This window comes from Blastopirellula marina DSM 3645, assembly GCF_000153105.1.
GTDB classification, from domain to species: domain Bacteria; phylum Planctomycetota; class Planctomycetia; order Pirellulales; family Pirellulaceae; genus Blastopirellula; species Blastopirellula marina.
On record NZ_CH672376.1, the window covers coordinates 631,225 to 647,809 of the forward strand.

A 16,585-nucleotide genomic window follows, 5' to 3' on the forward strand; every position below is an offset into this window, starting at 1 on the left:
TCCTCATCGTGGGCGACGTAAAATATTGCGACGCGGACGATCAACGAGCAGGCCGTCCAGCGACGCCTGGATCGCGCCTAGTTGAGTGGCAACTTGGCTTCGCAGGGTGTCGTTATCTCGCAGTTGCTGCGGCTCGATTCCTGTGACAATCTGGCGAGCACGATCGACCAGTTCATCAAGTTGCGGATTCGACCGCACATTGAGCTGGCGGAATCGCTCAAAGAACTCAGTCAGATTGCCGATCGCCGAGTCACGAAAGACTTTGGGCTTGCCGTCGCCTTGGCCACTCAGTCGCTCGGCCAGGTGATCGACAAGTCGGGCGATCTCCTCCAGAAAGGCCTGTTCGGCCAATTGAATCGCCTCATCGAATCGTGACTGCATCCGGCGACATTCCTGCTCGTAGAGCTCGGGATTCAGTTGACGTAGATAATTCGGAGGCTCCACGCTTGGATAATCGTGCTCGATGGCGAACATGCCGATCAAAGAAGGTGGATAATCATCGGAATTGTAAAGCTCGCCCAGGCGACTTCGGGCTGCTTGGCGCAGCTCCGCGAAGTGACGGTCGAGTTCAATCACCGCCTCGTCAAGCTCCTCCTTAAATTCGGCCATCCGAGTATCGAAATGTGCGATGGAGTCCTGCCGAATCAGGCGGATGCCAGGCTCCGGAAAAGGAAGGCTCATTCCCTTCCAGTAGTGCAACGCCTGTCCCCGGATCGCTGTGACCGCCTTAAATGCGGGATGCGACGTATCGAGCAGCTTTTTGCCGGCGGAGAGAAACTTTCCCTCCGCGCCGAAGGAGTCCGCCGCTTGGTCACGCTGGTGCGAGCTGAGCGACTTGCGTACTCCGAGCCACGTGAAGCTGAGTCGGGCGGCTGCCATGGTTGACTGCAGCCGCTGAGTCGAAGACGTATCTAACTCATTTTCTACTACTACGGCCATGACGATTTCCAATATGGTTGAGTTGCTGAAACAAGAAATAAAAACGCCGCGGCAAGTTTCCCCAGATAGAGAACTTGCCACGGCTTGGTGTCGACGTTTGCTCTTTGCTCCAACTAGCTAGTTGAAGTTTATTGCGCAGGATCCTCGGAATTGCTCTCCAGTTCTGGAAGTGGGAACCTTTGCGTCGGATAGCGATTGCGAAGTGTTGCCTGTATAGCTTCCACCTCACTGCTCAAGCTTTGTCTCGTTTCCATCAAAGTGAATAGATCAGATAGACATGCCTGGACTTCAGGTGGAAGTTGCTGCCGTTGTTCTTCCGTCATTTCGTTAAGTTGATTCAAGGCGTCTTCATACGAAGGCAGGCTTTCGTCAGCATTTCCAAAATTTAAAAACTTCGCCGTATCCTCGGCCCACTGCAGTTCAAGTTCATCGGTTGAAAGTAATCTCTGGGATAATGCGACTAGATCCAAGTCGACATCCAAATTGTCATTGGTCGCCTCTCGGGTCTCACGGACATTCTTTCGCATCGTATGGATGAGTCGATCAAAATCCACTTGGTTTTGCACCGGGGGCAGCGGAGGTCCAAATCGAAATAAATGACGCGAGGAGACCGTCGCCTGCCAATACGCCTCGGTGCTCTTGGCTTTCTGTCTTTGCCCATGGCCGGCCAAGGGCTGATGATTCATCGCCATGGAAACCGCCGCACGATGCTGGCGATCTCTAGCTCGATCATTGCATGATTTAACGGAAGCGCCGACGATGACTACAAAAACCAAAACCAAAGGAGGCAATTTCAAGAGTTGCCCAAACACGTTTAGCGCAACCAGGAACATTGCCCCAAAAAGGAAAATGGCAAATGCGACGGATGTTTCCAACAGATCAAAAAACACTCCTAAGGTAACTAAAAGAAGCAAGATCCCCCCGAGGCTCGCAAATGGATACGCTCGATAGAAATCTGCAAATGCTGCTGCAAGTCCACCGTCACCTCTCGATCTGGGCTTGGAAGCAACATGAACGAGGGATTCGGGCGAAGACTCTCCGGGAATGATCAACTCTTTGAACTCCGCCATGTCCGCTTGCGGTCCAGCTTTTGACCTTCGCCACCTTCGGAGAAAAAAGTTGAAGCAGAGCAGTACAGCACTGACCGTGATCACAATCCAGCCGATTAACGGGCTGATGATTCCCAGGAATTGTCCGATCACGATGATGAGAAATAAGACGATCAGGCTGCCAACCTCCGGCAGACGGGAAACCATCTTGCCAAGTTGATAAGCCAGCCTGTTCAAGGCGACCATCTCTTCGCCCTCGTTTTTTCGAACGTCATCTTTCGACATTGGATGTACTCCGTAAGGCAGTAAAATCTTCGGGATAGCTCTCGCAAGGGTTCAGGCCGAAACTAAATGATACTTATAGTCCGTGGCCTTATGGTAGTCATTGTCGCCAAATTAGCGACATGGCGAAAAAAGCAGACATTCTGATCAGGTTTGGCGAGCGAGTCCGTGAACTGCGTGCCGAACGGGGCTACTCGCAGGAGGCGTTTGCTCATATCTGCGAACTCGACCGCACCTACGTTGGCGGGATCGAGCGTGGGGAGAGAAATCTAGCGCTGCGTAACATCGAGCGGATTGCAGAGTCGCTCGACATTTCGATCTCCGAACTGATGAAGGGGCTCTAACCCCAGTTCGGAAGGCCGGTTACGCGCCGGCTCAGTACAACACAACCGCAATTTTGGAGGTCAGCGGCGAGCCCACAATTGGAGGCGGCGCTGCTTGGATTTGGTTTCTAACTACCGCTTGCGTGCCGCCGTCGAGGACTAGATAGCCGATTTGCAGCGTTTCCAGGTCTCGAATCAGCTCGGCGATTTCAGCGGCGTCGAGTAACGCCGCGTCATCCGCTCGAAGGTAGGCCGCGGTTGCCGACGCTCCATGCGGTGTCATTTCGTCACGCCAGTAGCGGAGCGCAGCACGGATTGTGGCTAAATGGCGATGGTCGAACATTCGCTGTTTGCCCTTAGTTCAATTGATCACGGTACAAGGGTCGCCTAGTTGTTGGACGGATCGCGTGCGACGCGCCGCCGCGGTTTAGGACTGTTTCCCGAGTATTGAAAAAGCCCCGGTTTATTTGCATCCAGGCATCTTCCCGATGCCCATTTGCGAAGTTGCTCGATCGATTCGGCCGAGGTGACGGCCACGGGAACAACATACTGGGCTGCCTGAGCAAGCGGAACATCGAGCAAGGCTGCTAATCGGCAGCAGGCTCTGATTTCGGCCCCCGTGAACTGATCGTCGCTTGGACAATCCTGATCCGCGGGGATCTCAAACAGCTCGCGATAGATTCCCCAAATCGTATCCTTCTCTTTGCGGTCAGGCAGGTTGACAAAGAACACACCATCAAAGCGCTCGCTGCGGCTGAACTCTGGCGGAAGTTTGGCGACGTCGTTGGCGGTGCAGACGACGAAGACATCCGATTCGTGGTCGTTCAGCCAGGAAAGGAACGTGCCGAACATTCGACTCGCGACGCCGGAATCATTGCTACCGTTGATCCCGGAGAATGCCTTTTCCACTTCATCGATCATCAGAATGCAGGGGGCCATCGCGTCAACAGTCCGCAGGGCGATCCGCGTCCGCTCCTCGCTCTGGCCAACAAGCGAGCCCAATAGACTTCCGACATCCAAGATCAGCACCGGTCGTCCCACTTCGCTCCCGAGCGCTTTACAGAATTGGGATTTGCCACAACCAGGCGGCGAGAGCAGCATCACGCCTCGTGGGCGCTTGAGCGGATTACCTCGGCTCGGTCGCAGAAGGGCCCGATTGGTAAATGCCTTGAGCGAATTCAAGCCACCAAGCTGGCTAAAATTGTCTCCTCCTCGGTAGAGTTCGAGCAATCCGCTCTTTTTAAGCATCTGGGCTTTCTGCTCCCACAGCGTCGCCGCGGTCAGCCGGCCTTCGCGGACCAATGACAAACTGAATGCCCCTTCGGCCTCGTAGCGTGTTAGGCCAACCGCTGCATCCAGCACGATTTCCCGTCCCGCTCCGTCGGGAAATTCTCCCTCCTCCGTTGCGATCCCCAGTGCGATCTCGCGTAGCTGCTCGCGATCGGGAAGTTCATGTTCGAGAACTACGAACAGCTTTTCAAGCTCGACCGGAATGGTAACGATCGGCGAGAGAATCACGACGAAGGTGCGATTTTGCTTGCCGGCGAGCACTTGATGCGCCAAGGCCTGCACGATCTCCGCCGATTGGATAAACCGGTGAAAATTTTGCAGGACCACCAGCGTAGTGCCATCCGGCGTAGCAAGCGTGTTGATCGCACGAATCGCCCCGAGCGGATCACCGGCTGACGATTGTGATTCATTTCCCGGGGCTCGTAGTCCCGATTCCAAATTCCAAGCGGCCATCCGCCAGTTCTCTTCGCGACAAAGCTGTGCGATCGCCACGAGGGCGTCCTGATGCTCGTGCGATTCGATCCATATGCCTGTGAAGCACGCGCGTACGTACTCCCCGAGATGCTGATTCAATAACATTGAATGGCTCCATGAATGAGAGAGGCGACGTCAAGAAACAAAAGCGACGTTAAGAGATGTCTAGTTGCCGGAGCGAATCTGCTGCTGCACTGATTCAGATTGGTGGAAGCCTGGCTTGAGCAGTTCGTCGAGTTGCTGTCCGAGGGCCTGCTCCAAAAAACGACTCGCATCTCGGCATTCAGCGCCAATAAATCCCTTCGTCTCAACGCGGGTCTGGCCATCCTTGGTGACCGTGATCTCGATGGTTCGATTCATACCTGGCCTCGAACATTGACAGTAAGTTTGATGGAACCGTCTTCGAGCGATTGCTCAAAGACGGAATGCCCCTTTTTGACAGCTTCGAGCTTGGCTTTCTCGACCGCATATCCCTGCAGAAATAGATCGAGATGACTACGGTCACCCCAACGGCCGCCGTAGTTGTCGAAGGCGACCTTCGCCGTTGCGACGTCGCAGACGACCGGATATCGCCAGTCGCGCAACTGCACGGCCCAGCCGGTCTCGGACCGACTAAACAACTGTGCCCTGCCGAAGACTGGCTCAGGCAAGCGAAGCCGATCACACGCCAGCCGAATGGCGGCAGGGTCTCGGACTTCGGTCGCGATGGAAACGATGTGTGACATTGGGTCCTCCAGAATGGCGAACAGCGACGAGCCGGAATTGACTCGCCAAGAAACGAAGCAGCCTCTCGGTCTCCAATAAATCTTGGAGGGCAAAGAGTTGCGCATGCAGACCGGCAACTCAGCACTGGTAAGCCGAGAGTCTCAACTTACATGACGCAAAATGTGCTTGGATTAAGCTGATTTTCCAGCACGCGTTTGAAACAGCCCCAGAACTCTAAATAAAGGAATCTCCGCGAATTTTGGACCGATATCGCATCGAATTCCAGCTACTCGCGGTCACAATCTATACAACTCCACGGCGAAGCGACTTCACTTCCACGTAACAATTCGGCGGCGAGATGCTTATCAATCGACCACATTGCCCGAGTGGTTCGCCAAGTCGATTAATCAACAGGCATTGACGGATTCTTGACTATTGAGGCTGGAATCGGCCACCTAGAAAACGGATACTACGAACGCATACTTCCGTCTGATAAACTGCGACGCATGCTACATCCCCAGTCATGAACTCTCGAAGGCACGAAAGTCAATAACCATGGCAGACCTTTCCTATCCCATGCAACATGTGTCCGTTCGTGTTCCGTGGCATGATAACGGATGGGCGGGCACTATCTGCAAAGAACCGAAGTACAACACCTCTTGCCTCAAGCTGAAAGGGATCGCTGACAGTAAGGATGAAGCAGCCGAAGAAGCAATCGCGGCAACTTCTATACTGGATTTGCAGAAGCAAGGGATACAACTGCCGCCTTGCGTCAAAGAACGCGCAACGTTCATGGCCGACTTTGAATTTGACCGCGTTGTCGAGCACCCCTACGCGAAGAACAACTCAAAGACTCATGGACACTTCCGCCCTACGGCATTGCGTCATCCGGCCTATTCCGCAGCAGCCGTTCCATTTCTCTGGATGATGCGAGATCAGGTTTTTGGAAATCCAAAGAATAAAGAAATTATCCCCAAAGTCGATCGATACCCGATTGACGGTGTCGATTTGGAATTCGAGCCCTCGGAAGAAGAACTTGGCTTCAATACAAACTGGGTTCAAGATCGCCGCAATCACCTTGCTCTGTTGGAATGCTTCTGGAAACACGTTCGCCCGAAAGACTCCTTGGTATTCTTCTACGCTAAACAAGTTCCGTTGGTGGAAGATGTTGGTCGGCGAGTGCTCATTGGCGTTGGTCGCGTCAAGCATCTCGGAAAGTTTACTGAATACAAATATGACGGAGATCCTGGAGACCAGTTACGGAGCATGCTATGGGAGTGCATGGTTACGCATTCGATACGCCCGGATTGCACGGACGGGTTTTTGCTGCCATATCACGAAGCATTAATCAAAAGTGATGAGGGACGCGCATTCAATCCGGCAGACGCAGTCGCATTCTCACCGGATGACCGATTTAACGAGTTTTCGTACGGAACCGAGCACGTCAGCAACGATGCGGCGATAAGCGCGCTGCTTTCAATTCGAGATGCACTGCAACGTAGTTCCGAATTGTTTGGCTATGTATCGGATGCCCACGAGAAGTGGGTCGATCGCGAATTGGGACGCCTCTGGAACAAGCGGGGACCGTTCCCTGGGATTGGCTCGGTTCTGACAGCGACGGGAGTTACGTTAGGAAACTTCGTCGCTCAGGCCCTGATAGACAAGGTTGGCGAGAAGGACAGTCCATGGCCGGCCTGGTTCGCGGCGCTAGAGGACCCCTCGTCGCATTTGCCTGCCGAACTTGCACGGCGCATCGACAAGACGATCGCGAAGTCGTGGAAACGAATGGGTACGGGAAGGCGCAGCTTCCTCGAACTGCTAAGCCGGCTGGATCTAACACAGGATCAAGCAAGCGTGTTGGTTTCGCCGGAAGAGCGAGAGGATTGGGAAATAAATTGCACGGACGACGACTTTGTCGCAAATCCATATTTGATTTATGAAACCACGCGCCTCGCTGCCGATCCGGTCTCGATCGGGATCGTGGATCGCGGTCTGTTTCCAAACGCAATGATTCGCTCGAAATTCCCAATTCCCGAGCCCTCAATTGTAAAAACAGCGGTAGACACTCGTCGCCTACGTGCCCTAACCATACGTAATCTCGAAGATGCGGCGCAGAATGGCGATACCCTTCGCCAGCGTGCAGACGTCATTCGCGACCTGAGACGACATGCTGGGGACGACGATGAACAGAAGGCCCAGGTAACAGCGGACCTAATGACGGTCGCCGAAGAAGAGCTATTTAAGGATGAGATCCGTATCGTAAAAATGGCGGATGATCGAGCAGCATATCAACTCGAACGCCTTGGTGCGGCCGGTGATCTGATCCGTCGCACTGTTGAAAATCGCATCGACGGTAAACGGCATGAATCCACAACCGATTGGCGAAAATCACTCAATTCCTTTCTCGAAAGCAACGGAGTCGTCCTCCCAGGCGATGTTGGAGAACGCGAAATAGAAGAGCTCGCCAGAAAGGAAAAGACGGCGGCACTAGAAGAACTCGCATCATCTCGATTTAGCGTTCTCATCGGTCGCGCTGGCACGGGAAAGACAACTCTACTTTCTGTGCTGTGCGCACAACCTCGCATTAGCAAGGAAGGCGTTCTGCTATTGGCTCCTACCGGCAAAGCACGTGTCCGCATGGAGGATGTCGCTCGCAAAGCGGGGATAAAGAATAGCCAGGCGTTCACTTTGGCGCAACATTTAAGCCAATCTGGGCGTTATGACAGGAACACGCAACGATACCTATTGACTGGAAAACGGGGTGATCCGCTTGCCAAGACGGTGATCGTCGACGAGTGCTCGATGCTGACCGAGGAGATGATGGCTGCGCTCATCGAATCGTTAATCAAAGTTGATCGCCTAATTTTTGTTGGCGATTATCGACAGCTTCCGCCAATTGGCGCTGGTCGACCATTCATTGACATCGTGACGCGTCTTCAGCCAGATGTGTTCCCGGCTGACGAACCACACGTGGCCCCAGGCTACACAGAGCTTATGATTCCGCGTCGCCAAGGGGCCGGCGAGCGTGACGATCTGTTGCTTGCATCGTGGTTCGGCAGCGGCGAAACAAGTGCTGGCGATGACCAGGTCTTTGAGATTTTATCTGGAAAGCGAAAAAGCGAGACAGTTGAATTCGTCACGTGGGAGACGCCGGATGAGCTGGAAAGAAAATTACCTAAGGTGCTTCGGGAGACCCTTGAATTCAAAGCCGAAAATGAAGACTGGCAAGCGTTCAGCATATCGTTAGGAGGCAATCCCGATGACAGTGGATCCATCTGGTTCAATGGCAAGTGGGGGAAATTTGACGGCGCAGGCGTCGCTGCCGAAGCCTGGCAGATTCTCAGTCCGGTTCGGCAAAAACCTTGGGGAGTCGAGACGCTGAATCGCTTAATCCATAGGTATTATAAGGAACGAACCATCGAGCAGGCGAGGAACTTCAAAGGGAGACGCAGCATTCCCAGCCCAATGGGAGAGCACCAGATTGTCTATGGCGATAAGGTCATTAACAATCGAAATCAACGAATGTACAAGAAGCGAATGTATCCAACGCCAGATAAAGACGGGTATCTAGCGAATGGTGAGATTGGAGTCGTAATTGGACACCGGCGAACAAAGAAAAAGTCTTGGGATCCAAAATATCTTGAAATCGAATTCTCGACACAGCAGGGAACTTCGTTCAAGTTCTACCCAAGCGACTTTAAGGAAGAAGGTGAGGCCAGCCTTGAGCTGGCATACGCATTGACTGTGCACAAAGCCCAGGGAAGCGAGTTCAAAAAGGTATTTCTGGTTCTACCGCGTTCCCCTTTAATGGTCACGCGCGAGCTGCTGTACACAGCGCTTACTCGTCAGAAAGAAAAGGTAGTAGTGCTGCTGCAAGGCTCAGCGACCGATTTGCATCGATTTAGCTCCGAACGATTCTCTGCCGCCGCCTGCCGTTTAACAAACTTGTTCGGACCCCCTCGTCCCATTGAAATAAAGGGGGCATTTCTTGAAGAACGACTCATTCACAACACGACACGTGGTGAACTCGTTCGCTCCAAATCCGAGGTAATCATTGCTAACCTGCTTCACGCTAAAAAAATCGAATACGACTACGAAGTCGAACTCACACTCGATGGCGAGCCACAGAACAAATTCCCTGACTTTACGATCGAAGACGACGATTCAGGAAAGAAATATTACTGGGAACATCTCGGGATGCTCGGCAATCAAGATTACAGCCGACGTTGGGTCGAGAAGGAGCAATGGTACCGAGATCATGGAATTCTTGCACGCACCGAGGGCCACGGTCCAAACGGGACTCTTATCACCACGCAAGACGACCTCAAAGGCGGCATCGACGCAATGGCTATAAATCGGATGATTGAAGAAATATTCGGCTCCTAGCGTCCCGCAATTCGCCAGGATTCGCTTGAAATTCCTCGCTTGCAGCCGCTCAAATCGGCGCAGACCGACTGCGTAATGCTGCGCCGACGTCGGCGACCTGGACAGCCTCTAGCCGCTTCGCACGACACCAACGCTGTGGTGAACATGGCAAGCGTATGCACTGGAACATCGATTACTTCCGTGAGCATGCGATTCTCAGCGAAGTTTGGCACTGCACACCGAACGATCCCCATACAGAGCACATCTGGGCTGATGCTACAAGCAAGCTGTCGGGTGCTTGCGTCCCAGTCCAGAAATTTGATGCACATGATTGTTCCGCTGGATGCGCGTCCCACTTTTTCCAATTCTCGGATCGTGTCGTTTCGCGCAAACTTGCGGAACCTGGGAAACAATCAGCCAGTATTAGTAGAGTTTGTCGAGGGAAAAAAAGTGCATTCTCGTAAGGAGCATCCTTACTTGCCGAGCATCGCCTCGGACATCAATCTAATTGGATTACTCAGTATTCGCGGCGTACCCTAGTAACGCAAACTGGATAATTCCCGAACTCCACCGCAAGGGCACATCGGTCCAGGCGATCGCCGACGCCCATCACGCCGAGATCCGCGAGGCCGTTGTCGGCGGCAAGACGCCCGACCGTGGGCGATCGCGGCGGATTCCCCATAGGAAGATCCAGTTGATTCGCGAACTGTTGGCGGAGGGGAAACTCTCAATTGGGAAAAATGCCCGCCAGACTCGAGTAAGTTCCCAGACCGTTCGGAGGGAACATCAATTGAATATTGAATACCGAGCAGCGATAACCTGCCCTGTTTTTTTTGATCAACGCCAATCAGAAAAAACCAGATCTTATCCCGGGGATTTTATCCGTATGTTCGAGTATTTTGGCCAGAGAGGTCTCGAAATTAACTGCTGAACTCGTATTGCAACGAACACCAAATTAACTGCACCGGGACTACGTTGCATAATTACGCAGTTGGACGTTGACTGAGTCGCTTCCAACACGGTAGTTTATGTACTGCAAGCAGATGCCGGGCTTGTGATTTTCGTGTTCCGACAGACTAATTGGGGGGAATCAGATGTCGAAAGCGATTGTACTTTTGAGCGGCGGCCTGGACTCGACCACAATGCTTGCGATTGCGAAATCGCAAGGGTTTACAATATCGGCTCTCACTTTCGCCTATGGGCAACGGCATCAATCAGAAGTCGAGTCGGCGCGGCGAACTGCAAAGGCATTTAACGTTCAAGATCATACGGTAATAGACATCGACTTGCGGGCGTTCGGCGGATCCGCTTTGACAGATATGATCGACGTCCCCAAAGATCGAACGCTCGATGAGATGACCGCGGCAATTCCAATCACTTATGTTCCAGCCCGAAACACGATCTTTTTGTCGTATGCGTTGGCTATAGCGGAGGTGAGGGAAGCATTTGACATTTTCATTGGCGTAAACTCGCTGGACTACGCCGGATACCCAGACTGCCGGCCTGAGTATGTTTCGGCGTTCCAAGCGATGGCCAATCTCGCGACCGCACAGGCGGTTGGGTCTGGCCCCCAATTGAACATTCACACGCCCCTAATCCACAAGCCCAAAGCCGAAATCATCCAGGCAGGGATCGAACTGGGGGTCGACTACTCGACGACTGTTAGTTGCTACGAAGCAAACGGCGACGGACGAGCATGCGGACATTGCGACGCTTGTATTCTGCGACGCCAGGGCTTCCAACAATGCGGCCAGGAAGACCCAACTCGCTACGTCGACCACGAAATGGCAGGAATATGAAGTACTTCGTCAAAGAGATCTATTACACGCTCCAAGGCGAGGGGGCCAAGTCCGGTCGCCCCGCAGTATTCTGCCGCTTCACGGGCTGCAATCTATGGTCTGGCCGAGAACAAGATCGAGCTTCGGCCATTTGCCAATTTTGCGACACCCAGTTTGTTGGCACCGATGGCCCAGGCGGCGGCGTTTTTAGATCCGCTCTCGAATTGGCAGGTGCCGTTGCCGCAAAGTGGCCGGAAAGCTGGAATGCCAACAAAATGGTCGTATGCACCGGCGGGGAACCATTGCTGCAACTTGATGAGGCCGTGATCGAAGCCCTACACGATGAGGGCTTTGAAGTCGCCGTTGAAACCAACGGGACCAAGATTCCACCGCCCGGAATTGACTGGATTTCTGTCAGCCCTAAGGCAAATGCGGAATGCATCCTGCGAGCCGGGGACGAACTTAAACTGGTGTTTCCACAGCCTGGTGGTGAGCCTACGAAGTACGAAAACCTCGACTTCGATCATTTCTTCCTGCAACCGATGGATGGACTGTCGCGAGAGCAGAACACCCAACTTGCGGCACAATATTGCCTCAAGCATCCCCAATGGGAACTCAGCATCCAGACTCATAAATTGATCGGATTGCCATAGGGGCGAAGCGTTTTCTAAAGATCCCTAAGAAAGGGTCTAGCATTGAATTCGCACGCCCAATCGATAGCAGTGCGCACGCTTGCTTTGGCATTTATTCCGCGACAGTTTACGTGCGCCGCTCATGCCCCCCGCGTCCGTGAACGCTCTTATAATGGAAACCATAAATGGCTGCGATAAACCAGCCAAAACTTGAGGCCATGGCCGCATGAATGTCGTCAATGTCGTCGTGACATGCACGAAAGACAAAAAACAGCCCGTTCCCGAGGAATGCAAACTACGAAACGTTCCGGGTAACTCCCTCCGTGCCCGTTTCAAGGAATGGCAATCCAGGATCAATCGCAACAAACGCAACCGGGTCATCGTCAAGGATCTTTATGCTGGCGACCACTGGTCGAATGTACGGAGTTTTGGATCTGCCTTTTTTGAAATTGACATTTGGGTCTGCTCCGCGGGACTTGGTCTCGTTCGTTTTGACGACCTCATCACACCGTACGCAGCGACGTTTTCTCAAAATCACCCCGACTCCATTTCAGCCCCCCTATCCGACGACGAACGACCTGACGCTTTCAAACAATGGTGGCAATTAACTTCGCGATGGAAAGCCCAATTTGAGGATCGTCCACGTAGCCTCGCCGCCTTAATGGCGGCCTACCCCAATCGTTCGTTGTTGGTAGCAGCTTCCAAAAATTACTTGCGAGCAATTGCGGACGATATTCGTAAAGGGCTGCCCAAGCTAAGTGATCCTGACCAGCTTTCAATTGTCTGCTCTGGCGTCAACTCGCTTGACGGACTTGATGCGAATCTAGTGCCCTGCGACGCGCGATTTCAAGCAGCAACTGGCGGCGCTCGTCGCTCGCTCAATACTCGACTTGCGAATAAGATACTGCGGGAGGCACGGGTTCCGCCTCGCGCCTCGATCCTTGCGGCGCGATACCGAAAACTACTCCGCCAACAACCAGCAATTCAAAAGTACGATCGCGAACCGATGACGGACGATGAGGTTAGGCAGTTTATTCTCCGACAGTTAAACCAGAACAGTTCCTTGCGGCACACTCCTTTATTGCGAATGCTGCGAAACAAAAACAAAGCCTGCGAGCAAAAGCGCTTTTCGGCGCTCTACAGAGAAGTTGTGGAGAGCATCAATGGCTAGACGAAAGAACGATACAGTTTCCCCGATTCAACGACGTGCTCTCCGTATCGACCAGAATGTCGACCATCCGCTTTACATGTTTACGCTCACGAGCAGCGAATTGTTGCAGGTAGCCGATATTTCACGAATTTCTCGTGATGAAGACGGAAAGCTGCTCGGCTACCAGCGCCCAGACGTTCGGCAACACGTGCAAAACATCGTCGACTACCTGGATTCGGACTCAATTATTTTTCCGAACTCGATCATTCTCGCACTTTCGTCCAGCGTGAAGTTCAAGCAGAGTCGTGGACCAGCTACTGATGACGGATTCGCAAAAGCCGGAACGATTGAAATTCATCTGCCAACCGGCGATGGCCCCAAACCCGCTTGGATTGTCGATGGTCAGCAACGCGCTCTTGCATTGTCAAAATGCAAACGCCGCGACTTGGCGATTCCCGTGAATGCGTTCATTGCGGACGAAGTTGATCTGCAACGGGATCAGTTTTTGAGAGTCAACAGCTCCAAACCGCTTCCCCGCGGCTTGATCACGGAGTTGCTTCCAGAGGTCAGCAGCAACCTGCCGGCTAATTTGTCCGCTAAGAAAATGCCATCGGCGATTTGCGACTGGCTCAATCGTGAAAAGTCATCGCCGTTCTTTGGAATTATTAAACGAGCATCGACACCCAAAGAACAAAAGCCCGAAACTGTGATCGTCGACAACTCGATCGTAAAGATGGTCGAAGAAAGCTTGTCGCAACCATCGGGATGCCTCTTCTCGTACCGCAATATCGCAACTGGAGAAACGGACTTCGACGGAATCACTTCTCTGCTCGTCGTCTACTGGTCCGCCGTCCGCGAAGTCTTCCCCGAAGCGTGGGGCAAGCCGCCATCAAAAAGTCGACTCATGCACGGCGCAGGCCTGCGAGCGATGGGCCGTTTGATGGATCGGATCATGCCCGTCATCAACCTCCGAGAAAAATCCGCCAAGGCCGATATCATCCGCGAGCTAAAGCTGGTTGCTCCAATCTGCCGCTGGACGAAAGGAAATTGGGATGACATGGATGGAATGAAGTGGAACGATGTAAATAACGTGCCTCGGCACATCAACATACTCAGTAGCGTCCTGATCAGAGGGTATCTGCAGGCGAAGGGCAATCGTTAATCATGGAGTTCTTTTTCCCGGACAGCCAAGACTTAGTCGACCCAAGTTTTGACTTTGTCACAGAGAAACGTAGCGATACCAGAATCCGCCAGCGCGATGACTTATATGCGCACGAGGTCTACAAGAAGCCCCCCTATGACGGAATGCTCGTTTCCAAGGCGATCGTCGAAGGAACTGGCGCAGGGACCGGTCGGTACACGTTGGGTCAGCAGCGGCGATTTGCTGTTGAGGGCGTAAAAGAGTTTCTGCGAATCCCACCGGGCATGAAAGTCATCGGCGATTGCGGAGCGTTCACTTACGTCAAGGAACCAGTTCCTCCCGTCACCGTTGACGACGTCATTCGATTCTATCAGGACGCTGGGTTCGACTATGGGGCGTCTATTGACCATATTATCCTGCAGTACAACCCTGACTGGGACTCGACGCTGCCAGGCATAGATGCTGTCCCTAAAGACTGTGTTGATCGGCAAGAATTGACGCTCGAACTCGCGAGGGCTTTCATTCAGACTTGCAGAAAAGAGCGTGTATGCTTTGAACCGCTTGGCATTGTTCAAGGCTGGAGCCCCAAGTCGTATTCGAGAGCATTCAGTGCGCTCCAGAAGATGGGCTACAAGTACATAGCCATCGGAGGTTTGGTTCCGCTAAAGTCTCGCGAAATCATGGAGATACTCGAGCCAATTGCTCCGAAACTGAAATCCGACACTCGTCTCCATCTGTTTGGCGTCACGCGACTCGATCATGTCAAGCAATTCGCCAAGCATGGAGTTGTCAGCTTCGACAGTACTTCGCCGCTTTTCCAGGCATTCAAGGAAGACAAAGAAAACTACTACGGCAAAGACCGGAATTACGCCGCCATAAGAGTTCCGCAAGTCGACGTCAATGTTAAGCTAAAGAATCGAATCCTATCGGGAGAGGTTAAGCAAAGTGACGCCTTTCGCCTCGAACGTGAATGCATGCAAGCCTTGCAACTTTTCGACAAGCGCCGCTTTCCTCGTGCCGACTTAATCGAATTACTAATCGAATACCAGGCTCTCTTCGGCAGCATTCGGAATTATGCAACGGAATACGAAGCGACGCTCCGCGATCGACCATGGAAAGAATGCAAATGCACCGTTTGCGAAGAACTCGGCATTAACGTTCTCATCTTTCGCGGTGCTGAGCGAAACCGCCGGAGAGGGTTCCACAATGTTTTTGTTACTCACAACCGCCTAAAAAAGATCCGCAGTCGCATCGCGGTTGCATAATTGAAGGACACGCCACGCATGGCGACCGCCACAATGAAAAAACGGACAACTGCAAAGTCGGCCAACAAGAACGTTAAGGTATTGCGACTCGCTGCAATTGAAGTGAAGCAGGGCAAGAACAGGAAGCTTTACAGCTTTGCAGCAGATGGCAAGAGCCTACATGACTTTTGCACGATCTCCCGAGTCAGTCGCCAAGGCGAAGAGGGACTCGAAGGATACCAACGTCCTGAGGTCATGGCCCACATCAACCAAATCAGAGCCTACCTGGAATCAGAGAACCCCTTGCTCCCCAACGCGATCGTTGTTGCGTTTGATGACACGGTGAAGTTCAAACCCGATCCTGGAAAAGCGGGGACCGATTCTCCGTTTAGTCGATCTGGCGTCCTTGAAATCCCAATCGACAACTCGATCATCGAGGAAGACAAACCCGGCTGGATCGTCGACGGCCAGCAGCGGTCAGCCGCTCTGCGAGACGCCAGAATCTCCGGCTTTCCCGTTTGCGTAATTGGCTTCCTGGCAGAGGGACTGGAGGAGCAGCGCCAACAGTTCATTTTGGTGAATGCAACCAAACCGCTACCCAAGGGATTGATCTACGAACTGCTGCCGTCCACCGGTGGCAAACTACCGATGGCGCTGCAACGTCGCCGCCATCCCGCATTGCTGTCAGAGCGAATGAACTTTGATGAAGACTCACCGCTTCACGGCATGATTCGGACGCCAACCAACGGCACCGGTGTTGTAGCTGACAACACGATCCTGAAGATGCTGGAGAATAGCCTCACCGATGGCGTCCTCTACTTATACACGGACATCGAAGACCAGCTTAAATTGCTGAAACACTTCTGGTCGGCCGTCGCAGAAGTGTTTCCCGACGCCTGGGGCCTTTTGCCCAGAAAGTCTCGCTTGATGCACGGTGCAGGCTTTATTTCGATGGGCTTTCTGATGGATACAATCGCCGACCGCAATCGCAAGACCAAGTCGCTCTCGAAGGAACTGTTCAAAAAGGAACTGATGCCGCTTAAGGAGGTCTGCAGTTGGACAGAGGGTTCCTGGGAGTTCGACGGGGGAAACATCCTCAAATGGAATGAAGTGCAAAACGTTCCTCGCCACATTCAACTGCTCTCAAGCCACTTGCTAGGCATGTATCGTGAACTGGTTTGGAAGAAGTAGGTAGTAATAGTAAATCGACAAA

16 protein-coding genes are annotated in these 16,585 nt (G+C 52.9%); 10 read left to right on the top strand and 6 right to left on the bottom strand.

The window, feature by feature from the left end:
* Positions 1 to 3: 3 nt before the first annotated feature.
* Positions 4 to 939, bottom strand: a complete 936-nt coding sequence (locus tag DSM3645_RS04225) for a hypothetical protein (protein ID WP_040351595.1) — start codon at positions 937 to 939, stop codon at positions 4 to 6.
* Between the two features lie 128 nt (positions 940 to 1,067).
* Positions 1,068 to 2,273, bottom strand: a complete 1,206-nt coding sequence (locus tag DSM3645_RS04230) for a hypothetical protein (protein ID WP_002650792.1) — start codon at positions 2,271 to 2,273, stop codon at positions 1,068 to 1,070.
* Between the two features lie 119 nt (positions 2,274 to 2,392).
* Here DSM3645_RS04230 and DSM3645_RS04235 point away from each other — a divergent pair, with 119 nt between their 5' ends.
* A complete protein-coding gene (locus DSM3645_RS04235; RefSeq protein WP_002650793.1) occupies positions 2,393 to 2,614 on the top strand; it encodes a helix-turn-helix domain-containing protein in 222 nt (73 codons plus the stop codon).
* A 31-nt stretch (positions 2,615 to 2,645) separates the two neighbouring features.
* Here DSM3645_RS04235 and DSM3645_RS04240 read toward each other — a convergent pair whose 3' ends face one another.
* From DSM3645_RS04240 to DSM3645_RS04255, 4 genes are read right to left on the bottom strand one after another with little or no spacing between them, the layout of a single operon-like run.
* Entirely contained in the window at positions 2,646 to 2,936 is a 291-nt protein-coding gene (locus DSM3645_RS04240) for a hypothetical protein (protein ID WP_040351596.1), read from the bottom strand.
* Between the two features lie 44 nt (positions 2,937 to 2,980).
* Positions 2,981 to 4,462: an AAA family ATPase gene (locus DSM3645_RS04245; RefSeq protein ID WP_002650795.1), complete on the bottom strand. Its 1,482-nt coding sequence runs from the start codon at positions 4,460 to 4,462 to the stop codon at positions 2,981 to 2,983.
* A gap of 60 nt (positions 4,463 to 4,522) precedes the next feature.
* Positions 4,523 to 4,717 carry a DUF2997 domain-containing protein gene (locus tag DSM3645_RS04250; RefSeq protein ID WP_002650796.1) on the bottom strand — a complete coding sequence of 65 codons (195 nt, stop codon included), beginning with the start codon at positions 4,715 to 4,717 and terminating at the stop codon, positions 4,523 to 4,525.
* Positions 4,714 to 5,082 (bottom strand): hypothetical protein, encoded by a 369-nt coding sequence (locus DSM3645_RS04255; RefSeq protein WP_002650797.1) that lies wholly within the window; start codon positions 5,080 to 5,082, stop codon positions 4,714 to 4,716. Before DSM3645_RS04255 ends, DSM3645_RS04250 begins: the two co-directional genes overlap by 4 nt.
* A 535-nt stretch (positions 5,083 to 5,617) precedes the next feature.
* Here DSM3645_RS04255 and DSM3645_RS04260 point away from each other — a divergent pair.
* The 9 genes from DSM3645_RS04260 to dbpB (DSM3645_RS04295) all read left to right on the top strand — a co-directional run bounded on the left by DSM3645_RS04260 (position 5,618) and on the right by dbpB (DSM3645_RS04295) (position 16,563).
* Complete coding sequence (locus tag DSM3645_RS04260; RefSeq protein ID WP_002650798.1) at positions 5,618 to 9,448, top strand: ATP-dependent DNA helicase; 3,831 nt, start codon at positions 5,618 to 5,620, stop codon at positions 9,446 to 9,448.
* Positions 9,449 to 9,516: 68 nt separating this feature from the next.
* Positions 9,517 to 9,891 carry a DUF123 domain-containing protein gene (locus tag DSM3645_RS31740; RefSeq protein WP_390072384.1) on the top strand — a complete coding sequence of 125 codons (375 nt, stop codon included), beginning with the start codon at positions 9,517 to 9,519 and terminating at the stop codon, positions 9,889 to 9,891.
* A gap of 44 nt (positions 9,892 to 9,935) precedes the next feature.
* The gene (locus DSM3645_RS31145; RefSeq protein ID WP_002650799.1) at positions 9,936 to 10,358 is read left to right on the top strand and encodes a hypothetical protein; all 423 of its coding nucleotides are present in this window, start codon (positions 9,936 to 9,938) and stop codon (positions 10,356 to 10,358) included.
* Between the two features lie 163 nt (positions 10,359 to 10,521).
* Positions 10,522 to 11,226 (top strand): 7-cyano-7-deazaguanine synthase QueC, encoded by a 705-nt coding sequence (gene queC, locus DSM3645_RS04270; protein ID WP_002650800.1) that lies wholly within the window; start codon positions 10,522 to 10,524, stop codon positions 11,224 to 11,226.
* Positions 11,223 to 11,858, top strand: a complete 636-nt coding sequence (gene queE / locus DSM3645_RS04275) for a 7-carboxy-7-deazaguanine synthase (protein WP_002650801.1) — start codon at positions 11,223 to 11,225, stop codon at positions 11,856 to 11,858. The genes queC and queE overlap by 4 nt, the downstream gene beginning before the upstream one ends.
* A gap of 205 nt (positions 11,859 to 12,063) precedes the next feature.
* Complete coding sequence (locus DSM3645_RS04280) at positions 12,064 to 13,008, top strand: hypothetical protein (RefSeq protein ID WP_002650802.1); 945 nt, start codon at positions 12,064 to 12,066, stop codon at positions 13,006 to 13,008.
* Positions 13,001 to 14,149, top strand: coding sequence for a DGQHR domain-containing protein DpdB (gene dbpB / locus DSM3645_RS04285; RefSeq protein ID WP_002650803.1), 1,149 nt, complete (start codon positions 13,001 to 13,003; stop codon positions 14,147 to 14,149). Before DSM3645_RS04280 ends, dbpB (DSM3645_RS04285) begins: the two co-directional genes overlap by 8 nt.
* A gap of 2 nt (positions 14,150 to 14,151) precedes the next feature.
* Complete coding sequence (gene dpdA / locus DSM3645_RS04290) at positions 14,152 to 15,393, top strand: tRNA-guanine transglycosylase DpdA (protein WP_002650804.1); 1,242 nt, start codon at positions 14,152 to 14,154, stop codon at positions 15,391 to 15,393.
* 18 nt (positions 15,394 to 15,411) lie between these two features.
* Positions 15,412 to 16,563: a DGQHR domain-containing protein DpdB gene (dbpB, locus tag DSM3645_RS04295; protein WP_002650805.1), complete on the top strand. Its 1,152-nt coding sequence runs from the start codon at positions 15,412 to 15,414 to the stop codon at positions 16,561 to 16,563.
* The last annotated feature ends 22 nt before the right edge of the window (positions 16,564 to 16,585 follow it).